Origin of the sequence: Pseudomonas sp. B22129 (assembly GCF_044218875.1) — a bacterium.
Taxonomy (GTDB): Bacteria; Pseudomonadota; Gammaproteobacteria; order Pseudomonadales; family Pseudomonadaceae; genus Aquipseudomonas.
This window is the reverse complement of record NZ_CP162592.1, coordinates 1965217-1989562: the sequence shown is the minus strand read 5'-3', so window position 1 is coordinate 1989562 and position 24346 is coordinate 1965217. Positions and strand designations below refer to the sequence as shown.

22 protein-coding genes are annotated in these 24346 nt (G+C 61.9%); 15 read left to right on the top strand and 7 right to left on the bottom strand.

Annotated features, from left to right (window positions below; all coding sequences use genetic code 11):
- Positions 1-40 precede the first annotated feature (40 nt).
- The 3 genes from AB4P94_RS09020 (at position 41) to rarD (ending at position 4165) form a co-directional block, all read left to right on the top strand.
- Positions 41-1939 carry a PhoX family protein gene (locus AB4P94_RS09020; protein WP_395610264.1) on the top strand — a complete coding sequence of 633 codons (1899 nt, stop codon included), beginning with the start codon at positions 41-43 and terminating at the stop codon, positions 1937-1939.
- 179 nt (positions 1940-2118) lie between these two features.
- A complete protein-coding gene (locus AB4P94_RS09015; RefSeq protein ID WP_395610263.1) occupies positions 2119-3093 on the top strand; it encodes a serine/threonine protein kinase in 975 nt (324 codons plus the stop codon).
- Between the two features lie 187 nt (positions 3094-3280).
- On the top strand, positions 3281-4165 hold the full coding sequence (rarD, locus tag AB4P94_RS09010; protein WP_395610262.1) for an EamA family transporter RarD: 885 nt from the start codon (positions 3281-3283) through the stop codon (positions 4163-4165).
- A gap of 224 nt (positions 4166-4389) precedes the next feature.
- On the opposite strand, the gene AB4P94_RS09005 is transcribed toward rarD, so the two are convergent.
- The gene (locus AB4P94_RS09005; RefSeq protein ID WP_395610261.1) at positions 4390-4902 is read right to left on the bottom strand and encodes a glycine cleavage system protein R; all 513 of its coding nucleotides are present in this window, start codon (positions 4900-4902) and stop codon (positions 4390-4392) included.
- Positions 4903-5168: 266 nt separating this feature from the next.
- On the opposite strand from AB4P94_RS09005, the gene AB4P94_RS09000 reads away from it, so the two are divergent.
- Positions 5169-7346, top strand: coding sequence for a malate synthase G (locus tag AB4P94_RS09000; protein ID WP_395610260.1), 2178 nt, complete (start codon positions 5169-5171; stop codon positions 7344-7346).
- Between the two features lie 173 nt (positions 7347-7519).
- On the opposite strand, the gene AB4P94_RS08995 is transcribed toward AB4P94_RS09000, so the two are convergent.
- Positions 7520-7966, bottom strand: coding sequence for a response regulator (locus AB4P94_RS08995; RefSeq protein WP_395610259.1), 447 nt, complete (start codon positions 7964-7966; stop codon positions 7520-7522).
- A gap of 246 nt (positions 7967-8212) precedes the next feature.
- Between AB4P94_RS08995 and AB4P94_RS08990 the strand changes: the two genes are divergently transcribed.
- The 8 genes from AB4P94_RS08990 (at position 8213) to AB4P94_RS08955 (ending at position 17051) form a co-directional block, all read left to right on the top strand.
- A complete protein-coding gene (locus AB4P94_RS08990; protein WP_395610258.1) occupies positions 8213-10135 on the top strand; it encodes a putative nucleotidyltransferase substrate binding domain-containing protein in 1923 nt (640 codons plus the stop codon).
- Entirely contained in the window at positions 10132-10839 is a 708-nt protein-coding gene (locus AB4P94_RS08985; protein ID WP_395610257.1) for a PolC-type DNA polymerase III, read from the top strand. Before AB4P94_RS08990 ends, AB4P94_RS08985 begins: the two co-directional genes overlap by 4 nt.
- Before the next feature lie 100 nt (positions 10840-10939).
- On the top strand, positions 10940-11458 hold the full coding sequence (locus AB4P94_RS08980; protein ID WP_395610256.1) for an RNA polymerase sigma factor: 519 nt from the start codon (positions 10940-10942) through the stop codon (positions 11456-11458).
- Positions 11455-12417 (top strand): FecR domain-containing protein, encoded by a 963-nt coding sequence (locus AB4P94_RS08975; protein ID WP_395610255.1) that lies wholly within the window; start codon positions 11455-11457, stop codon positions 12415-12417. The genes AB4P94_RS08980 and AB4P94_RS08975 overlap by 4 nt, the downstream gene beginning before the upstream one ends.
- Positions 12418-12545: 128 nt before the next feature.
- Positions 12546-14954 (top strand): TonB-dependent siderophore receptor, encoded by a 2409-nt coding sequence (locus AB4P94_RS08970; protein ID WP_395610254.1) that lies wholly within the window; start codon positions 12546-12548, stop codon positions 14952-14954.
- Between the two features lie 62 nt (positions 14955-15016).
- Positions 15017-16120, top strand: coding sequence for a PepSY-associated TM helix domain-containing protein (locus AB4P94_RS08965; protein ID WP_395610253.1), 1104 nt, complete (start codon positions 15017-15019; stop codon positions 16118-16120).
- Positions 16117-16299, top strand: a complete 183-nt coding sequence (locus AB4P94_RS08960; protein WP_395610252.1) for a hypothetical protein — start codon at positions 16117-16119, stop codon at positions 16297-16299. Before AB4P94_RS08965 ends, AB4P94_RS08960 begins: the two co-directional genes overlap by 4 nt.
- Positions 16300-16421: 122 nt before the next feature.
- Positions 16422-17051 (top strand): glutathione S-transferase, encoded by a 630-nt coding sequence (locus AB4P94_RS08955; RefSeq protein WP_395610251.1) that lies wholly within the window; start codon positions 16422-16424, stop codon positions 17049-17051.
- A 174-nt stretch (positions 17052-17225) separates the two neighbouring features.
- On the opposite strand, the gene creD is transcribed toward AB4P94_RS08955, so the two are convergent.
- The 4 genes from creD to AB4P94_RS08935 are packed head-to-tail and all read right to left on the bottom strand — an operon-like array spanning position 17226 to position 21253.
- A complete protein-coding gene (gene creD / locus AB4P94_RS08950; RefSeq protein ID WP_395610250.1) occupies positions 17226-18584 on the bottom strand; it encodes a cell envelope integrity protein CreD in 1359 nt (452 codons plus the stop codon).
- A 51-nt stretch (positions 18585-18635) separates the two neighbouring features.
- Entirely contained in the window at positions 18636-20075 is a 1440-nt protein-coding gene (creC, locus tag AB4P94_RS08945) for a two-component system sensor histidine kinase CreC (protein ID WP_395610249.1), read from the bottom strand.
- Complete coding sequence (gene creB, locus AB4P94_RS08940) at positions 20075-20743, bottom strand: two-component system response regulator CreB (RefSeq protein ID WP_395610248.1); 669 nt, start codon at positions 20741-20743, stop codon at positions 20075-20077. The genes creC and creB overlap by 1 nt, the downstream gene beginning before the upstream one ends.
- Before the next feature lie 9 nt (positions 20744-20752).
- Entirely contained in the window at positions 20753-21253 is a 501-nt protein-coding gene (locus tag AB4P94_RS08935) for an ATP-dependent zinc protease (RefSeq protein ID WP_395610247.1), read from the bottom strand.
- 172 nt (positions 21254-21425) lie between these two features.
- Between AB4P94_RS08935 and AB4P94_RS08930 the strand changes: the two genes are divergently transcribed.
- Positions 21426-22313, top strand: a complete 888-nt coding sequence (locus AB4P94_RS08930; RefSeq protein WP_395610246.1) for an acyltransferase — start codon at positions 21426-21428, stop codon at positions 22311-22313.
- Here AB4P94_RS08930 and AB4P94_RS08925 read toward each other — a convergent pair.
- On the bottom strand, positions 22310-22882 hold the full coding sequence (locus AB4P94_RS08925; protein WP_078739464.1) for a DUF2780 domain-containing protein: 573 nt from the start codon (positions 22880-22882) through the stop codon (positions 22310-22312). The genes AB4P94_RS08930 and AB4P94_RS08925 overlap by 4 nt on opposite strands.
- 151 nt (positions 22883-23033) lie before the next feature.
- Between AB4P94_RS08925 and AB4P94_RS08920 the strand changes: the two genes are divergently transcribed.
- Together AB4P94_RS08920 and AB4P94_RS08915 are read left to right on the top strand one after the other, a co-directional pair.
- Entirely contained in the window at positions 23034-23660 is a 627-nt protein-coding gene (locus AB4P94_RS08920) for a sigma-70 family RNA polymerase sigma factor (protein WP_395610245.1), read from the top strand.
- Positions 23657-24334 carry an anti-sigma factor domain-containing protein gene (locus tag AB4P94_RS08915; RefSeq protein ID WP_395610244.1) on the top strand — a complete coding sequence of 226 codons (678 nt, stop codon included), beginning with the start codon at positions 23657-23659 and terminating at the stop codon, positions 24332-24334. Before AB4P94_RS08920 ends, AB4P94_RS08915 begins: the two co-directional genes overlap by 4 nt.
- Positions 24335-24346: the final 12 nt, after the last annotated feature.

The following is a 24346-nucleotide window of genomic DNA, read 5'->3' as shown; positions in this document are numbered from 1 at the left end:
CGCTCCTTAAGGTGTCTGCAAAAACCGCAGGGAGCCTGAAATGAGCCTATTAGAAGAAAACCAAGCCACCGACCTTGAACAGATGGTCGGCCTGACCCGCCGCCGTTTCATCGGCGCAGGCGCCTTGTGCGGTGCCGCAATGTTCCTGGGCGGCAACCTGCTCACCCGCAGCGCACTCGCCGTGAGTGCCGCCTCCGCCAGCCCGCTGCTGGGTTTTACCAGCATCGCCGCCGCCACCAGCGACGCCATCACCTTGCCGCCGGGCTACAGTGCCTCGGTGCTGATCAGTTGGGGCCAGCCGTTGAGCAAAAACGCCCCGGCCTTCGACCCGTCCGGCAACGGCACGGCCAAAGCCCAGGAACAACAGTTCGGCGACAACAACGACGGCATGAGCCTGTTCGCCTTCCCCGGCGATAACAACCGTGCGCTGATGGCGATCAACAACGAATACACCAACTATCGCTACCTCTTCGCCCACGGCGGCGCGCCGCAGTCGGCCGAAGACGTGCGCAAGGCCCAGGCCAGCGAAGGCGTGTCGGTGATCGAAGTGCGGCGCAAGGGCGACACCTGGCAGTTCGTCCAGGACTCGCGCTACAACCGCCGTATCCACGGCAACTCGCCGATCCGCCTGAGCGGCCCGGCCGCTGGCCACGACTGGCTGAAAACAAGCGCCGACAAATCCGGCAAGAAAGCCCTCGGTACCTTCCAGAACTGCGCCAACGGCAAAACCCCGTGGGGCACTTATCTGACGTGCGAAGAGAACTTCACCGACTGCTTCGGCAGCAGTAACCCACAACAGACCTTCGACGCCGGGCAAAAACGCTACGGCGTGGTGGCCGCCAGCAAAGACATCAACTGGCATCAACACGACCCGCGCTTCGACATGGCCAAGAACCCCAACGAACTCAACCGCCATGGCTGGGTAGTGGAAATCGACCCGTTCGACCCGCAATCCACGCCTGCCAAACGCACCGCGCTGGGCCGCTTCAAACATGAAAACGCCGCCCTGGCCGAAACCCGCGATGGCCGCGCCGTGGTGTACATGGGCGACGACGAGCGCGGTGAGTTCATCTACAAGTTCGTCAGCCGCGACAAGATCAACCACAAAAACCCCAAGGCCAACAAAGACCTGCTTGATCACGGCACCTTGTTTGTGGCGATCTTCGATGCGGGCGACGGCAACGCCGACCACCCCAAGGGCAAAGGCCAATGGGTGGAGCTGACCCATGGCAAAAACGGCATCGATGCCAGCTCGGGTTTCGCCAACCAGGCCGAAGTGCTGATCCACGCGCGCCTGGCCGCCAGCGTGGTGAAAGCCACGCGCATGGACCGCCCGGAATGGATCGTGGTCAGCCCCACCGACGGCCAGGTGTATTGCACCCTCACCAACAATGCCAAGCGCGGCGAAGACGGCCAGCCGGTGGGCGGCCCTAACCCGCGTGAGAAAAACGTCTACGGGCAGATTCTGCGCTGGAAGGCCAACGCCGATGACCACGGCGCAGCGGACTTCAGCTGGGACCTGTTTGTGGTGGCCGGCAACCCCGGCGTGCATGCCGGCACGCCGAAAGGCGGCTCGTCGAATATCAACCCGCAGAACATGTTCAACAGCCCCGACGGCCTGGGCTTCGACAAGGCCGGGCGCTTGTGGATTCTCACCGATGGCGACTACAGCAACGCGGGCGACTTCGCCGGGATGGGCAACAACCAGATGCTGTGTGCGGACCCGTCCACCGGAGAAATTCGCCGCTTCATGGTCGGCCCGGTCGCTTGCGAAGTGACAGGCATCAGCTTCTCGCCGGATCAGAAAACGCTTTTTGTGGGCATTCAGCACCCGGGCGAAACGGGGGGTTCGACCTGGCCGGAGCATCTGCCGAACGGCAAGCCGCGGTCGTCGGTGATGGCGATCCGACGGGATGACGGCGGCATCGTCGGCGCCTGACAGACCGTATTCGCGAGCAAGCCCGCTCCCACAGTTAACCGCGTTTAGTCTGAAAAAACGCGGTCGAATGTGGGAGCGGGCTTGCTCGCGAAGGCGTCCGCACAGCCACCACCTATCTATGCTCGTGTGCGTTACCATACCCGGCCGGACGCGGCGCCCTGCTGCGCGCAGGAGTTCGCATGGCCCATCCGTTTGAAACACTCACCCCCGACCTCGTGCTCGACGCGGTCGAAAGCATCGGTTTTCTCAGCGATGCGCGCGTGTTGGCGCTCAACAGCTACGAAAACCGCGTGTATCAGGTGGGCATCGAAGACGCCGAGCCGCTGATCGCCAAGTTTTATCGGCCGCAGCGCTGGACCAACGAAGCCATCCTCGAAGAACACCGCTTCACCTTCGAACTGGCCGAGTGCGAAGTGCCAGTGGTTGCGCCGCTGATCCACAACGGCGAGAGCCTGTTCGAACACGCGGGCTTCCGTTTCACTCTGTTTCCACGGCGTGGCGGCCGCGCGCCAGAGCCGGGCAACCTTGATCAACTCTACCGCCTTGGCCAATTGCTCGGCCGTCTGCACGCGGTGGGCTCCACCCGCCCGTTCGAACACCGTGAAGCGTTGGGCGTGAAAAACTTCGGCCACGATTCCCTCAATACCCTGCTCGAAGGCAACTTCATTCCCAAGAGCCTGCTGCCCGCCTACGAATCCGTGGCGCGCGACCTGCTCAAGCGCGTGGAAGAGGTGTACAAGGCCACGCCGCACAAGAACATCCGCATGCACGGCGATTGCCACCCCGGCAACATGATGTGCCGCGACGAGATGTTCCACATCGTCGACCTGGATGACTGCCGCATGGGCCCGGCGGTGCAGGACCTGTGGATGATGCTTGCCGGTGACCGTCAGGAATGCCTTGGCCAACTGTCGGAGTTGATGGACGGCTATCAGGAATTCCACGATTTCGACCCCCGCGAGCTGGCGCTGATCGAACCATTGCGCGCCCTGCGCCTGATGCACTACAGCGCCTGGCTGGCACGGCGCTGGGACGACCCGGCGTTCCCCCACAGTTTCCCGTGGTTTGGCAGCGAGCGGTATTGGGGCGACCAGGTGCTGGCGTTGCGCGAGCAATTGGCGGCGCTCAACGAAGAACCGCTGAAACTCTTCTGACCGCACACTCCCCTGTGGGTGGCTTGTGTGGGAGCTGGCTTGCCTGCGATGCAGGCACCTCGGTTTACCTGCTGCACCCCGGTGATGCTATCGCAGGCAAGCCAGCTCCCACAGAAAAGCACCACCCGTTACCTGGCAAATATCCTTACAATCGCGCTTTGTTAGCTGCCTAAGCAAGGATTCTGCAATGCACGCCGCCAACCCTCGCAAGGGGTACATCCTGGGCCTGAGCGCCTACATCACCTGGGGCCTGTTCCCGCTCTACTTCAAAGCCATCGCCAGCGTGCCCGCCGCCGAGATCATCGTGCACCGCGTGCTGTGGTCCGCGCTGTTTGGCGGTTTGCTGTTGATGGTGTGGAAGCACCCCGGCTGGTTTCGCGAGTTGCGCGACAACCCCAAGCGCCTGGCGATTCTGGCACTCAGCGGCTCGTTGATCGCGGCCAACTGGCTGACCTATGTGTGGGCGGTCAACAGCGGCCGCATGCTGGAGGCGAGCCTGGGGTACTACATCAACCCGTTGGTGAACGTGGTGCTGGGCATGCTGATCCTCGGCGAACGCCTGCGGCGCCTGCAGTGGGTGGCGGTCGGGCTGGCGGCGGCCGGGGTGGCGCAACAGGTGTGGCAGGTCGGCAGTTTGCCGTGGGTGTCGCTGGTGCTGGCGATGACCTTTGGTTTCTACGGCCTGATCCGCAAACAGGCACCCGTAAAGGCGCTGCCTGGGTTGGTGGTGGAAACCTGGATGCTGGTGCCGATTGCCATCGCGTGGTTGCTGTTCAACCCGTCGGCCCACAGTTTGCAGTCCGAGTTCTGGAGCACGTCCGAGGCCTGGTGGCTGGTGGCCGCAGGTCCCGTTACACTGATCCCGCTGGTGTGCTTCAACGCCGCCGCACGGCATTTGCCCTACACCGCGCTGGGCTTTTTGCAGTACACCGCGCCGACATTGGTGCTGCTGGAAGCCGTGCTGTTGTTCGGTGAGCATCTGGCGCCGAGTACGCTGACCGCCTTCGCGTTCATCTGGGCCGGCCTGGTGGTATACAGCGTGGATATCTGGCTCAGCGCGCGCAAGCGCTGATCAAATAACGTACAACCCCCTGCAAGCCACAGCCGGCGTGGCTTGCAGGCATTAACCCCAAGGTTATCCACAACCTGATCCCCGCCATTTGTGCACAAGCCTTTGAAACTGTTCGTTTTTTGCTCAACTGGCGAAGAAGCCCGGCCGGCCTGGCCCGGCGCCGGGTCTCTACAGGTTATCCACAGGCCCATGCAAGATTTCCATGCATAACCTATGTGGGCAAATTATTCCTCGTGGTGCAGCTCCACCATCAAGTCATCCGCCAGGGTTTCCAGGGACAGCTGCAAGGTATCCAGGGATAACGCGGCCGGCACCTGCAACAGCGCCTCGGCGGTAAACAACGGGTCGCCGCTCATGGGCGCCGGGCGCACGTCCGTGCTGAGGCTCTCCAGGTTCACACCCTGCTTGCTCAACAGCGCGGTGATCTCGCGCACGATGCCGGAGCGGTCGTTGCCCACCAGCGTCATCAGGATCGACTTGGACGCCGCTGCCTGCCCGGTACTGCCCTCGCCCACCAACACGCGAATGCCGTGTGTGGATAAATCTTCCAGCGCGCCGACCAACGCCTGGCGGTTTTCGGCCGGCACACCGACACGCAATATCCCGGCAAACTGCCCGGCCATGTGCGCCATACGGCTTTCCAGCCAGTTGCCACCGTGGGCGGCGATGTTCTGTGCGATGCGTTCGACGAGGCCGGGTTTGTCGGCGGCGATAATAGTGAGTACAAGATGGTCCATGGCGAAGCCCTCTGAATTCAATCTACAAGGTGGACTCGGGAGCCCTCGAAAACAAATCGTGTACCATTTTTATATTTATCTGGAACAATCCGATACTTTTTTGAGAACATCCCATTCCCCGCTGTGACCGAATGTCACAGGAGGGTCGCTAAACGACGTATTTAGTCAAATTTTCACAACCGCAAGTCATCATGTAGTATGCCCAACCGTGCACTACATAATGAAAATCTTGAAAAGCGCATAAGCTCCGCAGAGTGAGGCAAGAGATGACTGAACACGTTCAAGTCGGTGGCCTTAAGGTCGCCAAAGTCCTGTTCGACTTCGTGAACAACGAAGCCATTCCCGGCACCGGCATCACTGCCGAGCAGTTCTGGGCCGGCGCCGACAAGGTCATCCACGACCTGGCCCCGAAGAACAAAGCCCTGCTCGCCAAACGCGACGATTTCCAGGCGCGCATCGACGCCTGGCACCAGACCCACGCCGGCCAGGCGCACGACGCGGTGGCCTACAAAGCCTTCCTGCAAGACATCGGATACCTGCTGCCAGAAGCCGCAGACTTCCAGGCCACGACCCAAAACGTCGATGACGAAATCGCCCGCATGGCCGGCCCACAGCTGGTCGTACCGGTAATGAACGCCCGTTTCGCCCTCAACGCCTCGAATGCGCGCTGGGGTTCGCTGTATGACGCGCTGTATGGCACCGACGCCATCAGCGAAGCCGACGGCGCCGAGAAAGGTAAAGGCTACAACAAGATCCGGGGTGACAAGGTCATCGCCTTCGCCCGCGCCTTCCTCGACGAAGCCGCCCCGCTCAGCGCCGGCAGCCATGTTGATTCCACCGGTTACAAGATCGTCGATGGCAAGCTGATCGTCGGCCTCAAGGGCGGCAGCAACAGCGGCCTGCGCGACGATGCTCAGTTGATCGGTTTCCAGGGCCCTGCGGCCGAGCCGATCGCGATCCTGCTCAAGCACAACGGCCTGCACTTCGAAATCCAGATCGACGCCAGCACCCCGGTCGGCCAGACCGACGCTGCCGGCGTCAAAGACGTGCTGATGGAAGCCGCGCTGACCACCATCATGGACTGCGAAGACTCCGTGGCCGCCGTCGACGCCGACGACAAGGTGGTGATCTACCGCAACTGGCTCGGCCTGATGAAGGGCGACCTGGCCGAAGAAGTCGCCAAGGGCGGCAAGACCTTCACCCGCACCATGAACCCTGACCGCGTGTACACCGGCGTGAATGGCCAGGATGTGACGCTGCACGGCCGTTCGCTGCTGTTCGTGCGCAACGTTGGCCACTTGATGACCATCGACGCGATCCTCGACAACGCCGGCAACGAAGTGCCCGAAGGCATTCTCGACGGCCTGATCACCAGCCTGGCAGCCATCCACAGCCTGAACGGCACCAGCAGCCGCAAGAACAGCCGCACCGGTTCCGTGTACATCGTTAAACCGAAGATGCACGGCCCGGAAGAAGCGGCATTCACCAACGAGCTGTTCGGCCGCATCGAAGACGTGCTGAACCTGCCGCGCAACACGCTCAAAGTCGGGATCATGGACGAGGAGCGCCGCACCACGGTCAACCTCAAGGCCTGCATCAAGGCGGCCAGCGAGCGCGTGGTATTTATCAACACCGGCTTCCTCGACCGTACCGGCGACGAAATCCACACCTCCATGGAAGCTGGCGCGATGGTGCGCAAGGCCGCGATGAAGGCGGAAAAATGGATTGGCGCCTACGAGAACTGGAACGTCGATATCGGCCTGAGCACCGGCCTGCAAGGCCGCGCGCAGATCGGTAAAGGCATGTGGGCCATGCCCGACCTGATGGCGGCGATGCTTGAGCAGAAAATCGCTCACCCACTGGCCGGCGCCAACACCGCGTGGGTACCTTCGCCCACCGCCGCTGCATTGCACGCGCTGCACTACCACAAGGTCGACGTGTTCGCCCGCCAGGCCGAACTGGCCAAACGCGAACGCGCCTCGGTGGACGACATCCTGACCATTCCTCTGGCCACTAATACCGATTGGTCCGACGAAGAAATCCGCAACGAGCTGGACAACAACGCCCAGGGCATCCTGGGTTATGTGGTGCGCTGGATCGACCAGGGCGTCGGTTGCTCGAAGGTGCCGGACATCAACGACGTGGGCTTGATGGAAGACCGCGCCACCCTGCGCATTTCCAGCCAGCACATTGCCAACTGGCTGCGCCACGGCATCGTCAACCAAGACCAGGTGCTGGAAAGCCTCAAGCGCATGGCGCCGGTGGTGGACCGTCAGAACGCCGGTGACGCGCTGTACCGTCCGCTGGCACCGGATTTCGACAGCAACATCGCGTTCCAGGCAGCGGTGGAGTTGGTGATTGAAGGGACTAAACAGCCCAATGGGTATACCGAGCCGGTGTTGCATCGTCGGCGCCGGGAATTCAAGGCTAAAAACGGCCTGTAAATGAAAAAGCCCTGATCGCGAGATCGGGGCTTTTTCTTTAAGCTTTAGGGTGGTTGGGCTGACGCTTTCGCGAGCAAGCCCGCTCCCACATTCGATCGCATTTCTACAGGGTGTACGCCGTCGAGTGTGGGAGCGGGCTTGCTCGCGAAGAGGCCCACGCCTTCACCGCAAAATCAGGAAGCCATCCCCAATTCCCGCTTGACCATCTTCGCCAGCTTCACGCTATCAATCGGCTTGAGCAAAAAATCCACCACGCTCAAATGCATCGCATCAATCACATCCGGCGCTTCCGCGTCCCCCGACATGATGATGATCGGCAACGCCGCCCGAGTAGAGCTGCGCACCTGGCGGATCAGCTCCAGGCCGTTGCTCGGTGCCATGCGCAAATCCGTGATCAACAAACCGATCGAACTGCTGGAGCTCAACAAGTCCCACGCCGACTCGCCGCTGTCGGCGGTCATGCAGCGAATGCCGTCCAGCCCCAGGATTTCCGCCAGCAGTTCACGCGCGTCCTTGTCGTCGTCAACAATCAACACGCGTTGTGGCGGTAAATCGGGCTCAAGCATCACGGCGCTCAGCGCCTCGCGCTCGGCATCACTCAAAATATCGTGGTCGGACATACGTTTCTCAGCAGTTCTCATCAATCTCCCAGCACACTCGTCAGACATCTGCGGAAGGGCGAACAATGTGCACTTCGTCGGAAAGTTTGCCTAGTGGGCGTTCTACGGGGTTTGGACAATAGCCATGTAAGGTTTTTCCCTAGTTCTGCACGGTTTCTCTCGACCTAGACTTACGTCCAATGGGCACTCGCCGCGCGGAAGTCGACCATGAGGCACGATAACGACAAAAAAACTGCGGTCACTGTTATGAGTAAAGCTGATGCTTTCGCCCAGGCGGGAAAAACCGCCGTGTTGCAGAACATCCACGGCACCCTGCAATTCCTGCAACGCTTCCCGCCCTTCAACCAGATGGAAAACGCGCACCTGGCGTTTCTGGTCGAACAATGCCAACTGCGCTTCTATGGACCTGGGGACAGCATCCTCAAGCCGTCGGGCGGGCCGGTCGAGCATTTCTACATCGTCAAACAAGGCCGGGTGGTGGGCGAGCGGCCCGACTCCACCGAAACCACCTTCGAAATCACCACTGGCGAATGCTTTCCCCTCGCCGCACTGCTGGGCGAGCGGGCGACCCGTACCGAACACAAGGCCGCCGAAGACACCTTTTGCCTGCAACTGAACAAGCCGGCCTTTATCAAGCTGTTCGCGCTTTCCAGCCCGTTTCGCGACTTTGCCTTGCGCGGTGTCAGCAGCCTGCTGGACCAGATCAACCAGCAGGTGCAGCAAAAAGCCGTGGAAACCCTCGGCACCCAATATTCGCTGAACACCCGCCTCGGCGAATTGGCCATGCGCCACCCGGTTACCTGCAGCCCGAACACGCCGTTGCGCGAGGCGGTTACGCAGATGCATGAACAACAAGTGGGCAGCATCGTGATCGTGGACGAGCACAAGGCGCCCCTGGGTATTTTCACCCTGCGCGACCTGCGCCAAGTGGTGGCTGACGGCGCCAGCGATTTCAACCAGGTCATCGAACATCACATGACCCTGGCGCCTTTCTTCCTGACGCCTGACCACAGCGCCTTCGACGCCGCCATCGCCATGACCGAGCGGCACATCGCCCACGTGTGCCTGGTCAAGGATCAACGCCTGTGCGGCGTGGTGTCCGAGCGTGACCTGTTTTCCCTGCAACGCGTGGACCTGGTACACCTGGCCCGCACCATCCGCAACGCGCCGCGGGTGGAAAATCTGGTGGCGATTCGCGGCGAAATCGGCCAATTGGTCGAGCGCATGCTGGCCCATGGCGCCTCGTCGACCCAGATCACTCACATCATTACGCTGCTCAACGATCACACCGTGTGCCGGGTGATCGAGCTGACGCTGGCTGAAAAAGGCGACCCAGGCGTGCCCTTCAGTTGGCTGTGCTTCGGCAGCGAAGGGCGCCGAGAGCAGACGCTATTCACCGATCAGGACAACGGCATCCTGTTCGAGGCCAAAGATGCCGCCGAAGCGGCCGACTTTCGCGCACGGCTGCTGCCGCTCGCGCAACAGATCAACCAGAGCCTGGCGCTGTGCGGCTTCAGCCTGTGCAAGGGCAATATCATGGCCGGCAACCCCGAGCTGTGCCTGTCGCGGGCGGAATGGGCACGGCGGTTTGCCGCGTTTATCCGCGAGGCGACGCCGGAGAACCTGCTGGGGTCGAGCATTTATTTCGATCTGCGGGTGGTGTGGGGTGACGAGCGTGGCTGCGAGCAATTGCGCCAGGGCATTCTTGATCAGGTTGCAGATAACCGGCTGTTCCAGCGCATGCTGGCCGAGAACGCGTTGCGCCAGCGCCCGCCCGTGGGGCGTTTCCGCGAGTTTGTGCTGGCGCGCAAAGGCGCGGAAAAGGCCACGCTGGACCTGAAAGTGCAGGGCCTTACGCCTTTTGTCGACGGCGCACGCCTGCTGGCCCTGGCCAATGGTGTCCACGCCAACAACACCTTGGAGCGCCTGCGCCAGTTGGTGGCCAAGGAGGTCATCGAACCGCTGGATGGCGCCGCCTATGAAGAGGCTTACCATTTCATCCAGCAAACCCGCATGCAGCAGCACCAGTTGCAAACCCGCGAAAACCAGCCGTATTCCAACCGCGTCGACCCCGACAGCCTCAACCACCTTGACCGGCGCATCCTGCGTGAATCCCTGCGTCAGGCCCAGCGCCTGCAAAGCAGCCTGACATTGCGGTATCAACTGTGAGTTGGTTCGGCTGGCTACGTGCGAAAAAACCCGGCCTCGACGCACAGCAACAGCAACGCCTGGCACAACTGCCCAACCCCCGGGTGCTGGGCGACGGGCCGTTGCGCAGCCAGCGCTGGGTCGTCGTGGACCTGGAAACCAGCGGCCTGAACCTCAACCGCGACCAGGTGTTGTCCATCGGCGCTGTGGTGATCGAGGACGGCGCGGTGGATTTTTCCCAACTGTTCGAGCGCACCTTGCAACGTGCCGAAACAAAGCTCGGCCCCAGCGTGCTGATCCATGGCCTGGGCCCAAGTGCGATTGCCGCCGGCAGCGACCCGGCCGAAGCCCTGCTCGACTTCATGGAGTTCGTCGGCGACAGCCCATTGCTGGCTTTCCACGCGCCTTTCGATCAACACATGCTGTGCCGCGCACTCAAGGACAGCCTGGGTTATCGCTTGGCCCATCCGTTTCTCGATGTGGCCGACATCGCCCCGCTGCTGTGCCCCGAGGCCAATATTCGTGAAGCCGGGCTCGACGACTGGATCAACCACTTCAAGCTGCACGTGGGTGAACGCCATCACGCCAGCGCCGACGCCCTGGCCACCGCCGAACTGATGCTCATCCTGTTCAGCCGCGCGAACCGCCAGCAAATCGATAGCCCGCAGGCACTGCAAGAGCGTTTGAGCCAATGGAAACGGCGCAAACAAGCGCCATCGTTTTAATAGCACCGCCCGACAGACGCCAATTGCGCGCGCCTTGCGCCTCTGACACAATCGCGAATAATTCTCGTTAGTTTAAACCTCTTGTTTATTCGGTGATGCCTTGTCGTCGGTCCAGACCCCACACAGTGAGCTTGTTGGCGCGTTGTATCGCGACCATCGTAGCTGGCTGCTGGCCTGGCTGCGGCGCAACGTGGCATGCCCGAGCCGCGCCGAAGACCTGAGCCAGGACACCTTCATGCGCCTGCTGGGCCGTGATGAGTTGCGCGAACCCCGCGAACCCCGCGCGTTTCTGGTGGCCATCGCCAAAGGCCTGCTGTTCGACTACTTCCGCCGTGCGGCGCTGGAGCAGGCTTACCTCACCGAATTGATGCTGATCCCGGAAAGCGAACACCCCTCGCCCGAAGAGCAGCAACTGATCCTTGAAGACCTCAAGGCCATCGACCGCCTGCTTGGCAAGCTGTCGAGCAAGGCCCGCGCCGCCTTCCTCTATAACCGCCTCGACGGCCTGGGCCACGCCGAAATCGCCACGCGCCTTGGCGTGTCGGTGCCGCGTGTACGCCAGTACCTGGCCCAGGGCATTCGCCAGTGCTACATCGCGCTGTATGGCGAGCCGCTGTGACAGGCGCCAAACCGGTTTCGGCGCGTGTGCTGGATGCGGCAATTGCCTGGCAACTCTCCCTCGATTCGGGTGACGGCAGCCCGGTCGAGCGCGAAGAGTTCGACAAATGGCTGGCCAGCCATGAAGAACACGCCCGCGCGTGGCGCCAACTGGGCATGCTCGACCAACGCTTCAGCGCCGCCTCGGGCCCGGCACGGGCGGCACTCTTGCAGTCACGCCAAAGCATTCGCCAACGCGTGCGCAAGCTGGGCAGCGGCCTGGCGAGTGTGGCGCTGGTGATTGGCCTGGCACTGTTTGCCGGTGAGCGTTACGTGCCGATCCACTACTGGCTGGCCGATCAACGCACCGCCACCGGGGAGCAGCGCACGCTGAAACTGGCGGATGGCACGCTGATCAACCTCAACACCCACAGCGCCATCGACGTGCGCTTTGATGAAAAGCGCCGACTGATCGTGTTGCAGGAAGGCGAAATCCTCGTCGAAACCGGCCACAACGATGCGCGGCCGTTTTATGTGCAAACCCGCGACGGCAGCCTGCGGGCGCTGGGCACGCGGTTTATCGTGAGGCGTGAAGACGACGCTACGCGCCTGAGCGTGCTGCAGTCCGCCGTGGCGGCCCAGCCTGAGGCGCTGCGCCAGGAACAGATTTTCAAGGAAGGCCAACAAGTACTGATGCGCAGTGATGGTCTCGGCCCGGTGCTCGCCGTCACGCCCGCCACCGACGCCTGGACGCGCGGCATGCTGGTGGTCGACAACGCACGTTTGGGCGATGTGATCGACGAGCTGGGGCGCTACCGCACGGGCTATCTGGGTGTGGATAAAAACGTCGCAGCGTTGCGCATCACCGGCAGCTTCCCGCTGCATGACACCACGCTGGCGCTCAATGCCCTACTGCCGACCCTGCCGGTGCAGATCGAGCAGCACACGCCGTGGTGGGTGACGGTCAAGGGTAAGCCTTAGGGCCTGCGGTGTCTGCGATGGGGCCCTGGAGAACACCCCGAAAAATATTTTCACCCTGCCCTATCACTTTTCGATTCTCGCTCGGCACCTAGGCAATTGAGAAATATTTCCATTCAGGAGCCTTCCCCATGTCCCGCACGCTCGACACCTTGTTGCGCCCCAGCCTGTTAGCCCTGGCCATCGCCCTCAGCGCCCCGCTGGCCAGCACCTCGCTGATCGCCGCCGAACAGGCCTCCAGCGTGCGCGCCTACAACCTGCCGGCGGCGCCGTTGGCGACCACCTTGAACCAGATCGCCAGCCAGGCCGGCTTGGCGCTGACGCTCAACCCTTCGCTGGCGTCGGGCAAAACCTCGGCCCCGGTCAAAGGCCAGTTCGACGCACAGGGCGCGCTGCGTGAGGCATTGCGCGGGACTGGGTTGCAGCTGGAGCAGAGCAGCGCCGGGACATTTACGCTGGTCGCGATTCCGGAAGGCGTAGTGGCGTTGCCGGAAACCAATATCACCGGCCAGGGCAGCTATGAAAGCGCCTGGGGCCCGGTAGACGGTTATGTCGCAACGCGTACCGCAGCGGGCACCAAGACCGACACGCCGATCATTGAGGCGCCTCGCTCGATGTCTGTGGTCACCCGTGCGCAGATGGAAGACCGTGGCGTGCAAAACCTGGATGACGCCGTGCGCTACATGCCCGGCGTAATTGCCAGCAGCTACGGCAGTGATTCCCGTGCCGACTGGCTACGGGTGCGCGGCTTCGAGCCGACCCAATTCCTCGACGGCCTGCCGTTGCCCAAGGGCTCCTACGCCAACCCGAAACAAGAAACCTGGAACCTGGATCGCATCACCCTGTTGCGTGGCCCGGCCTCCTCAGTCTATGGCCAAACCCCGCCCGGCGGCATGCTCGACATGGTCAGCCGTCGCCCCCAGGCTGAAAGCAGCAATGCCGTGCGCGCCGAAGTCGGCAGCAACAACCGCAAACAGATCAGCTTCGACAGCACCGGCAAAATCGATGACCAAGGCGAGTTTCTCTATCGCGTTGATGGCGTGGTTCGCGACAGCGGCACGCCAATCGATCATGTAGATGACAAGCGCTACAACATCGCACCCAGCCTGACCTGGAACATCAACGACGACACCCACCTGACCCTGCTTTCGCAATTCACCCGCGATGACACCGGTATCAGCGGTCAGTTTTTGCCATTGCAAGGCACCAAGCTGAGTTCGCCAGCCGGCAAGATTTCCCATCACAAAAATCTCGGCGAACCGGACCAGGACTACTACGACCGCACCTACTACGCCCTGGGTTATGCCTTCGACCATCGCTTTAACGATGTCTGGCAGTTCAAACAAAACCTGCGTTACACCAAGAGCGAGCTGGCGTTTAACACCACCTACTCCAGCTACGGCGATACCGCAGTCGGTGCAGATGGCATGCTCAAACGCATTTACGACAAGGTCGATGAAGACATCGCGCAACTCGCTTTAGATAACAATTTCCAGGCCGACTTCCAGACCGGTGCGCTGAGCCATACCTTGTTGCTCGGCCTGGATCACCAGCGTTCCAATACTGATTACCACTGGATCGAAGGCAACGCGGCAAGCATCAACCCGAACCGCCCGATCTACAACCAGCCCCGCCCGGCGGGCGCGCCATTCACCTTCTACGACTACAACCAGAAGACCGTGCAGACCGGCCTCTACATCCAGGACCAGATTGCCCTGGACAAATGGCGCCTGACCCTGGGCGGGCGTGAAGACTGGATTCACACCGGCACAACCTTCTTCAACATGAACGATGCGACCAACACCCAGCGTGACAAAGCCTTTAGCGGCAACGCAGGCTTGAGCTATGTGTTCGATTCGGGCATCACGCCGTACATTTCCTACACCGAGTCGTTCCAGCCCACGGCCGGTGCCAGCGCCAGCGCAACCGAGTCATTCAAACCCACCGAAGGTAAACAGACCGAAGTCGGCGTGAAATACCAACCGGTGGGCAGCAAGACCTTGCTGACCGCTGCGGTGTTCGACCTGCGCCAGCAGAATGTATCGGTGACACAGAACAACATCACCAGCCAGATCGGCGAAATCAGCGTGCGCGGCCTTGAGTTGGAAGCCACCTCGCAAGTGACCGACAATCTGAAACTGGTGGGTTCGTACACCTACACCGACACCGAAATCCTCAAGGGGGACGACAAAGGCAACCGCATGAAGCTGGTGCCACGCAACCAGGCTTCGTTGTGGTCTGACTACACATGGCACTCGGGCGTGCTGGACGGTTTCGGCGTGGGTGCTGGCGTTCGGTATGTAGGCGACACCTATGGCAACACTGCCAACACAGCCAACGGTCATGTGGGCTCGTACACCGTGTATGACGCCGCCGTGCATTACGACTTGAGCCGCCTCAACCCCGTGCTCGCAGGTGTCTCGGTGGATGTCACCGCCAAAAACATCTTCAACAAGGACTACCTGTCGACCTGTGATGGGGCCTGGTGCTACTACGGCGATGAGCGCAATGTCGTAGCGGCGGTTAACTACAAGTGGTAAGCCGCTGACAAGGTCACTCAAGGGTCACGGTCCGCCGTGGCCCTTTTGCATTTGGATGAACCATGAAAAGCAAAACCATCCGCCGCTGGTCCTTCATCCACACCTGGACCAGCCTGATCTGCACGGTGTTCCTGCTGCTGCTCGCCCTCACCGGCCTGCCGCTGGTGTTTCACCACGAGATCGACCACTTGCTGGGTAACGAGCCGGAACTGGCTCAGATGCCCGCCGACACGCCGCAGCTCAATCTTGAGCAATTAGTCGCCAAGGCGCAGGCCCATCGCCCCGGCGAAGCCATGCAATACTTGGCCTGGGACGAAGACGACAAGAACGGCGTGATCGCGATCATGGCCGCCACGGCCGGCACCGAACCCAATTCGTCCCACACCTTCATGCTTGACGCGCGCACTGGCCAAGCCGTGGAAACCCCGGCGGCCAATGGCGGGCTGACGCTGTTCCTGCTGCGCTTACATACGGACATGTTCGTCGGCCTGACGGGCAAGTTGCTGTTGGCATTCATGGGCATTTTGTTCGTGGTGGCGATGGTCTCCGGCACGGTGCTGTACCTGCCGTTCATGCGCCGGCTGAAGTTCGCCACCGTGCGCCAGGACAAATCCACGCGCCTGCGCTGGCTCGACCTGCATAACCTGATCGGCGTGGTCACCCTGACCTGGGCGCTGGTGGTGGGCGTGACCGGCGTGATCAGCGCCTGCGCCGACCTGATCATCGCCGCCTGGCGCCAGGACAGCCTCAGCGCCATGATCGAACCCTACAAAAACGCGCCGCCGCTGACTCAGCGCGCACCGGCCACCGACTTGCTGACCATCGCGGCCAAGGCCGCGCCGGGCATGGAGCCGGACTTCATCGCCTTCCCCGGTACACGCTTTTCCAGCGAGCACCATTACGCGGTGTTCATGAAAGGAAGCACGCACCTGACCTCGCATTTGCTCACACCGGTGCTGATCGACGCCAGCACCTTGGCCGTCACCGCCATCGCTGAACGGCCGTGGTACATGGACGCCATGGGCATGTCCCAGCCGCTGCACTTTGGCGACTATGGCGGTATGCCGATGAAGATTTTGTGGGCGGTGCTGGATGTGCTGACCATCATCGTGCTGGGCAGCGGGGTCTACCTGTGGGTCGTGCGGCGCAAGGCGGCCAAGCCATGAAGCCGCGGCAGTCGAGTTTCTGGAAGGTGTTCGGCATTCCACTGGGGATTGGCCTGCTCAGCGCCGCCGGACTGTTTGCGGCGTTGCTGGGGGATGGGCTGTGGGACTCGCTCAGTTGGGTGGGGCTGGGGGTTCCCGCAGTGATTGGTGTTTGGGGGTTGTTTAAGCGGCGTGGCTGAAGGCGCTATCGCAGGCAAGCCAGCGCCCACATTTAACGGTGTTCACAAATCAAAATGTGGGAGCCTTCAAAAACACCCTCAATATCTCTAGGCTAGCCGCAGCCCATTCTTGAGGTTTGCCCATGTCCACTCCCAGCATGACCTTGTTTCACAACCCCGCATCGCCCTTCGTGCGCAAAGTCCGCGTCTTGCTGGCTGAAACCGGCCAACAGGACCGCGTGGCCCTGCAAGGCTGTACGCCGACACCGGTCAACCCGGACGCCCAAGTGGTGCAAGGCAACCCTGTGGGCAAGATCCCGGCCCTGCGCCTGGCCGACGGCAGCGTGTTGCACGACAGCCGGGTGATCCTCGACTACCTCGACCATCAGCACGTCGGCAACCCGCTGATTCCCCGCGACGGCTCGGCGCGCTGGCGCCGCCTGACCCTGGCCTCGCTGGCCGACGGCATCATGGATGCCGCCGTGCTGGTGCGCTACGAGACCGCGATGCGCCCCGCAGACAAACACTGGGACCAGTGGCTGGACGAGCAGCGCAACAAGATCCGTCGCAGCGTCGCCGAGCTGGAACAGGACGCCATTGCCGAGCTGAGCAGCCACTTCGACATCGCAGCGATCAGCGTGGCCTGTGCCTTGGGTTACCTGGATTTCCGCCACCCGGACCTGCAATGGCGTGACGCCAACCCCCAGCTTGCAGCCTGGTATGCCGAGGTCAGCCAGCGGCCTTCGATGCAGCAGACTCAACCCCCGCTCTAACATCCACCACCGTCCAGTGTGGGAGCGGGCTTGCCCGCGATAGCGGTGTGTCATTCAACACATCGAGTACTGGTCCTCTGCTATCGCGGGCAAGCCCGCTCCCACAGAGGGCGGTGGCGAAGTTGAGATAGTCGACCATCCGCGCCCTCATCTGCTGATCCTCACGCAACCCGATCATTGCACCGCCTCCAGATCAAACCCCTTGCGCTTGCCCACGCCGTACCAGTCCAGTTTGCGCGTCAGCACCATCACCGTGCCCAGCAGGCCAAACAGCAACAGCGAGCCCATCAGCAGCGCGTAATCCTCGGCGCTCAACAGTCCGTACAACAAGCCATACAAGGCCGCCAACCCTGCCGAGAACCCCAGGCCGTGGCGGACGCTGCGCAGCACGTGGCACACATAAAAGCCGATCAACAACACACAGGCACTCGCCGAGATGAGGTAAGCCAGGGCGAACCCGATGTGCTCGGACAACGACAGCAACAGCAAGTAGAAAAACGCCAGGGCAAACCCCACCAACGCGTATTGGATCGGGTGTACCGCCAGGCCCTTGAGCACTTCGAACAGGAAGAAACCGGCAAAGGTCAGGGCGATAAACAGCAGTGCGTATTTGATCGCGCGGTCGCTCTTGAGGTACTGGTCCACCGGGTCGATGAAGTTCACGCCGAAGCTGCGGCTGTTGAAATCCTCACAGACTTGATCGAGCGGACAGCCGCGCATGCTTTCTTCGAGGTTCGTGGAGAAGAACGTGGTCTGCCAGTTGGCGGTAAACCCCTTGTCGGTCACGTCCCGTTGTGTCGGCAGGAAGTTGCCGGTGAAGCTTGGGTGCGGCCAGTTCGAAGCCAGCGACACTTGGCTGGTCTTGCCCACCGGCACCACTTGCAGTTGCTCGGTGCCTTGCAGGCGCAGGTCGAAGGCGAAGTCCAGGGCGGCCGGCTTTTTACTGTCCAGCTCCGGCAACGCCACGTGCACGCCCTCGCCCAGCCAGGCCACTTGGGTGCCCGGCGAAAACTCCAGGCGCTGGCTGCCCAGTTCCAGCATCAGCGCATTTTCAATGCCGCGAATATCGCTGATACCCACCGCCAGATACGCCGGCTCAAAAGTGTAATCGGCGAAGTTTTCTTTGATACCCAACTGCTCAGGCAAAACAAAACGCCCGCTGATGCGGTTGTCGGCGTGGAACAGCCGCGCCTGGTAGATGCCTCGAGCACGCAGTTCGGTTTGCACCTGACCGTCGAGCTCAAAACGCTCCGGCAGGAAATACAGACGACCGCGCACTTCACGGGTTTCCTCGTAGCGTTGGTTGAGCTTTTCATTGAGTTTCCACTCGCGGACGATCTTGCGGTACGGCACCACCATCACCGGGCCGGTAAGGCGCTGGCTGTAGCTGGAGCTGCGGGCGATGTCGGCCAACACGGAATCGCGGGTGTATTGGCGCTCAACGATGATGCCGTTGATCATCAGCAACGGAATCAGCAACAGCAGGATCAGCAGCGCAATCGCGCCGAGTTTGAATAGCAGGCTGCGGTTCATGGGTGTCTCCCTGTTTTGATGGGGAGAGTCTGGGCAGCCCGTATGGGCGGTTTATGTGGGGGATGTGGAGACTGTGTGGAGTTGCAGCACCACTTGTACCCCGCCCGGCACGTTGCCGATCTGCAGAGTACCGCCGTGGAGCTTCATCACCTCCTCGACAAAGTTGAGGCCCAGCCCCGTGCTTTTGCGCCCGCTGGCCGGGCGTGGCAGCGAGTAGAACCGCTCGCTCAAGCGCGGCAGCGCGTAATCGGGAATCGGTGCGGCCCCGTTGAACAGCGTGATCTGCACTTCATGGTGTTGGGTGTGGGCGCTGAACCTCAATGTGCCGCCAGGTGGCGTGAAATCCAGCGCGTTATCCAGCAGATTGCCCAAAGCCTGACGCAACAGAAACGGTTCGCCGTACACCCTCACCTGCGCGCCAATCGCCTGCTCGACCTGCAACCCGGCACCTTCAATGCGCGCGCACTGCGCCTTGAGCACATCCTCGACCATTCCCGCCAACGCAATGCTCGTCTGTTCCTCCAGGCCCTGACGTTGCTCTACTTGTGCCAGGTTCAGCAGGCGTTCGATCAGTTGCTGCAAGCGCGCGCTTTCACTGTCGATATTGCCCACGAAGCGCTGTTGCTGCTCACGGGTCATATCGCCCTGCAACAGTTCCGCCGCGCCGCGAATCGCCGCCAGCGGGCTTTTCAGTTCGTGGGTCAGGGTGTGCACGTAATGCTCGACGTAGGCCTTGCCCTCCAGTTGCGTGCGCATATGCTCCACGGCGGTGGACAACTGCTTGAGCTCACCGCCCCGGTAATGCGGCAACTCGGCACGCCGCCCTTCGCTGACCGCCTCGGCATAGGCGGTCAGGCGCCTTAACGCGACACTCAGCCACCACGACAACAAAGCGCCGAGCAACAGGCCCAGCACCACCAGCCCAGCGCCGTACCACAGCAGCCGGTTCTCGGTGCGGTCGACATAGGGCTGCAACGAACTGTTGGGTTTGGCCACGGTGACCACGCCGATAATCTGCCCGTTATCACGGATCGGCGCGCCCACGTGCATCACCGACGTGGCCGGGTCATCCAGTTCGCTACGCGTGGAGCGCGCGCCGTACTCACCGCGCAGGGTCAGGTACACGTCGTTCCATTGGGAGTAATCCTGGCCAACCGCTTCGCCGGTGGAGTCGAGCAACACGATGCCGTTGGCATCGGTCACGTAGATGCGGTGGTTGACCTGGTTTTTCGGCAGGCCCCAGATGGTCGCGCCGGGCTGGCGAGTGCCGTACGCCTTGAGGTATTCCGGCCAATGGCTCTGGCCGAGGGTGCCGTTTTTCACGTCCTCGCGCAGGATCTCGGCCAACAGGTTGGCCGTGTCCACCAGGGTTTCTTCGGTGGATTGGCGCACGCCGGGGCGGATTTCCTTCATCACCGTGTTGAGCACGAAATACCCGGTCAGGCCGATAAACAGCGCGTACACCAGGAAAATCCGCAGCCCCAGGCGCATCAGCTGTTGCTCGGGCTGTAGCTATAGCCCAGGCCACGATGGGTCTGGATCGGCTCGGCATCCGCCGCTACATTTCGCAGTTTGCTGCGCAGGCTTTTGATATGGGTATCGATGTTGCGCTCGTAGCCGGCATCGGCGGGCACGCCGACGGCATCCAGCAATTGCTCGCGGCTAAACACGCGTTCGGGTTGCTCCAGCAAGCTTTGCAGCAGGCGGAACTCATGGCGCGTCAGGCTCAGGGGCTGGCCGCGATAACTGATCTGCATGCGCTCCAGGTCAACCTGAAACACGGCGGGGGCAAGGCCCGGGCCCACTCGTTTGAGAATCGCCCGGACCCGCGCCGCCACTTCCCGCGGGCTGAACGGCTTGACCACATAATCATCGGCGCCGATCTCCAGCCCCACCACCCGGTCGATCTCGCCATCGCGGGCACTGAGGAACATCACCGGCACTTCGGTGAAGCGCCGTAACTGCTTGCAGGTTTCAAAGCCGCTGATGTCCGGCAGGCCGATGTCGAGGATGATCAGGTCGGCCGGGGTCTGGCGCTGATGGGCCAACGCCTCCTGGCCGAGGCTCAGCCACGTGGTGGTGAAGCCTTCGCCTTGCAGGGCAAAGATCAGCGTGTCGGCAATCGCGGCTTCGTCTTCGACAATCAGGATATGCGGCATGGGCGTCTGTCAGCAGTCCGGTTTATCAGCCGTGTAACGACGGGCCGGGTTCACCGCCGCGCCGAATTCACGCAGGGCCTTGGCGCCGATCAGCAGCGGGTAATTGAAACTGCTGCGGTCGGTGAGGTTGACCTCCACGGTGCGCTTGACGTCGCCCAGGCACATTTCCAGATCAATCACCGGGCGCTTGGCTACGGTGGCTTCGTCCTTGTCGTCGTCTTCGTCGGCGCGGCTCTTGATTTTGCTGATGCGCGAAACCTTGTGCTCGAACACCTTGTCGCTCGCGTCCTTGCCGCCAATGCGGAAACGCACCCAGTCGTCGCCATCACGCTTGAAGGTTTCGATATCACGGGCCGACAGCGAGGCGGTCAGCGCGCCGGTGTCCATCTTGGCCTTGAAGGTCTGGCCGATCTCGGGCAACTGGATGTATTCGTAGCGACCGTAGAGGGTCGGTTCGGCGGCCATGGCCGGCAGGGCAAACAGGGCGAGCGAGGCAAATAGCAGTTTCACGAAGTGATTTCCCCGGAAAGAAGTAGGCGGATTCTAGACCGCAAAAGCCGTGGTTAGTTAGTTCTGAACCCTACAGGCCACATTGTGAAACATTCGTCGGGCAATTTGCGATTTGGCCTCTAGACTCACCTCTCTTATCATGGCCCGCCTCACACAATTCCAAGAGTTGCTTATGCGCCGCCTGCTCACCGGCTGTTTGGTCACACTGCTGCTGTTACTCAACACCCTGGTGCTGTTCGGGCCATTGATGGTGTTTGCCCTGCTCAAGCTGATTGCCCCCGGCCGCTTTCGCGACTATGCCTCGTGGGCGGTGATGTGGATCGCCGAGACCTGGGCCGAAATCGACAAGCTGATCTTTTCGCTGTGCATCCCGACCCAATGGGACATTCGCGGCGGCGATGACCTGCGCGGCGACACCTCCTACCTGGTGATCAGCAACCACCAGTCCTGGGTGGACATTCCGGCACTGATCCAAACCCTCAACCGGCGTACGCCGTTCTTCAAGTTCTTCCTGAAAAAAGAGCTGATCTGGGTGCCCTTCCTCGGCCTGGCATGGTGGGCGCTGGATTACCCGTTCATGAAGCGCTACACCAAGGCCTTCCTGGCCAAACACCCGGAGCTGGCAGGACAGGATTTGAAGATCACCAAAGAGGCCTGCGAGCTGTTCAAGCGCCAGCCAGTGACGGTGGTCAATTACCTGGAAGGCACGCGGTTCAACGAGGCCAAACGCTTGCAGCAGGCTTCACCCTTTACGCGCCTGCTCAAGCCCAAGGCGGGCGGTGTGGCGTTTGTGCTGGCGGCGATGGGCGAACAGCTGGACGCGATCCTTGACGTGACCGTGGTCTATCCGCAGCAAAAGATTCCGGGTTTCTGGGACTTGATCAGCGGCGCGGTGCCAAAAGTGATCATCGATATCCGCACCCGTGAGCTGGACCCGGCGTTGTGGCAGGGCGATTACGAGAACGATCCGGCGTTTCGCCAGACCGTCCAGAACTGGGTCAACCAGCTCTGGATGGAGAAGGATGCGCGCATCGAACAGCTGCGCGCAGAGGGGCGTTAGCCGCCAGTACCCCAGGCCGAAGCCAGCTTGCCCAGCACCGACTGATTGGCACCCTGGCCGCCCAGGTATTGCAGGATCACCGGCGCAAACTGGCCAACCATGCCGCTGTCCATGCCCAGTGCGCTGAACGCGGTGTTCAGGTCGTTGGTGTTTTTCACGTTACCCAACACGCTGTCCAGCCCACTGGTCTTGCTGCCGCCAGTCTGGCCGAGCAAACCGCTCAAGGCGCCGAGGCTGCCCAGGGAGTTGCTCCCCGACAGTTGGTCCAGCCCGGGCACGCTTTTGCCCAGTTGCGAATAATCCGTGCTGCTCAGTTGGTTCTTCGCCAGACCCAACATGGCACCGGTGCCGCCGACGGCTTGCTCCGGGGTGACGTTCAATTGTGATGTCAGTGCGCTCAGCAGGCCGGCGGTCTGGGAGCTTGGCGCTGCGGCAGCTGCCTTGTTGTTGCTGCCCTGGGCACCGGAAACGGCGTTGGCCACGTCGCCCAGGCTGAAACCTGCGGCAAACACCGGGCTGGCGGCCACGGTCAACAGGCAGGACAGGGCGAAACCGCGTGAAATCTTCATCAAGACAACCTCTGAATGTAGGAGCTAAAAGCAGGCGTTTGACTGACAGTGCCGAAGGAATGTTCCCACTTCAAGATTAGTTCAGAAAAAGCTGCATCCAAACGGCCCGCCCTCGCGTATATCTGGCATGCACCGCCCGGAGTCGGATGGAATGAATGCTCGAGCTGAACTACCCTCTGCCTACCGTGCGCAGTCCCGTCGCCCTCGAACGAGAGCCTGGAGAAGCCCTATTTCCATCCACGATACCGACCCATTGCGGCCCCTGCTGGCCCAATGCGCCCTGGGCAACCGCCAGGCGTTCGAAACCCTGTACCGCAGCGTGTCGCCGCGCCTGCACGGGGTTGCCTTCCGTTTCATGGGCCGTTCGGACCTGGCCGAAGAGGTGCTGCAGGAGGCCTTCGTGCGTATCTGGTACAACGCCTCGCGCTACGAAGCCCACCTGGCGGCGCCGATGACGTGGATGGTCAACATCACCCGCAACCTGGCCATCGACCAATTGCGCAAGCGCCGCGAGCAGCCCCTGGCCGACGGCCAGCAGGACGCGCTGCTCGACGACAGCCCCAGCGCCCACGAGCAACTCGACAGTGAGCGCGAAGCCCGCGCCCTCAACCGTTGCCTGGACACCCTCGACGGCATGCAACGCCAGTCGATCACCGTGGCCTACTTTCAGGGCCTGTCGTGCTCGGAATTGGCCGACCACTTGGCGGCGCCCCTGGGCTCGGTCAAATCCTGGATCCGCCGCGGCATGGAGCGCCTGCGCAGGTGCCTTGAATCATGAACTATCAAACCACCGCCCTGCGCCGCGCCCTCGCCGCCGACTATGCCATCGGGCTAATGCCCGCCACCGCGCGCAGGCGCTTTGAAAACCTGTTGTTGGACGACGCGGCGCTGCGCATCGAACTCGGCCATTGGCAGGCGGCCCTGGCCAGCCTGACCGGCACCTTGCCCGAACGCCCGGTGCCCGACCACGTCTGGGCAGGCATCAAAGCGCGGATTGAGCCGCAGGTGCTGCATGTGCCCGCGAAGAAACCGTTCTGGATGAATCTCCGTTTGCTTGCGGCGGCATGCGCCGTGGTGCTGGCACTGTTTGTCGGTGTGCTTTACCAGCGTGACCACACCGCGCAGTACAACGCCACCCTGGTCAACGCCAGCCAGCAACCGGCACTGCGCATCCAGGCGTTCGCCGATTACCTGCAAGTCGAACCGCTGACGCTGGCGGCGCTGGAGCCGACGCGCGTCCTGGAGTTGTGGGCGATTGCAGCCGGAGGAAAACCGATTTCCCTGGGCTTGGTACCTGATGGGGGCAAAGGCCGCATTCAGTTGAGCAAAGCGCAGCAGGCGCTGCTGACCGCCCCCCTGACCCTGGCCATCAGCCTGGAGCCTCAAGGGGGTTCACCCACCGGCCAACCCACCGGCCCCGTGCTGTATCAAGGCCAATTGGCATCACTTTAACGACGATCGACG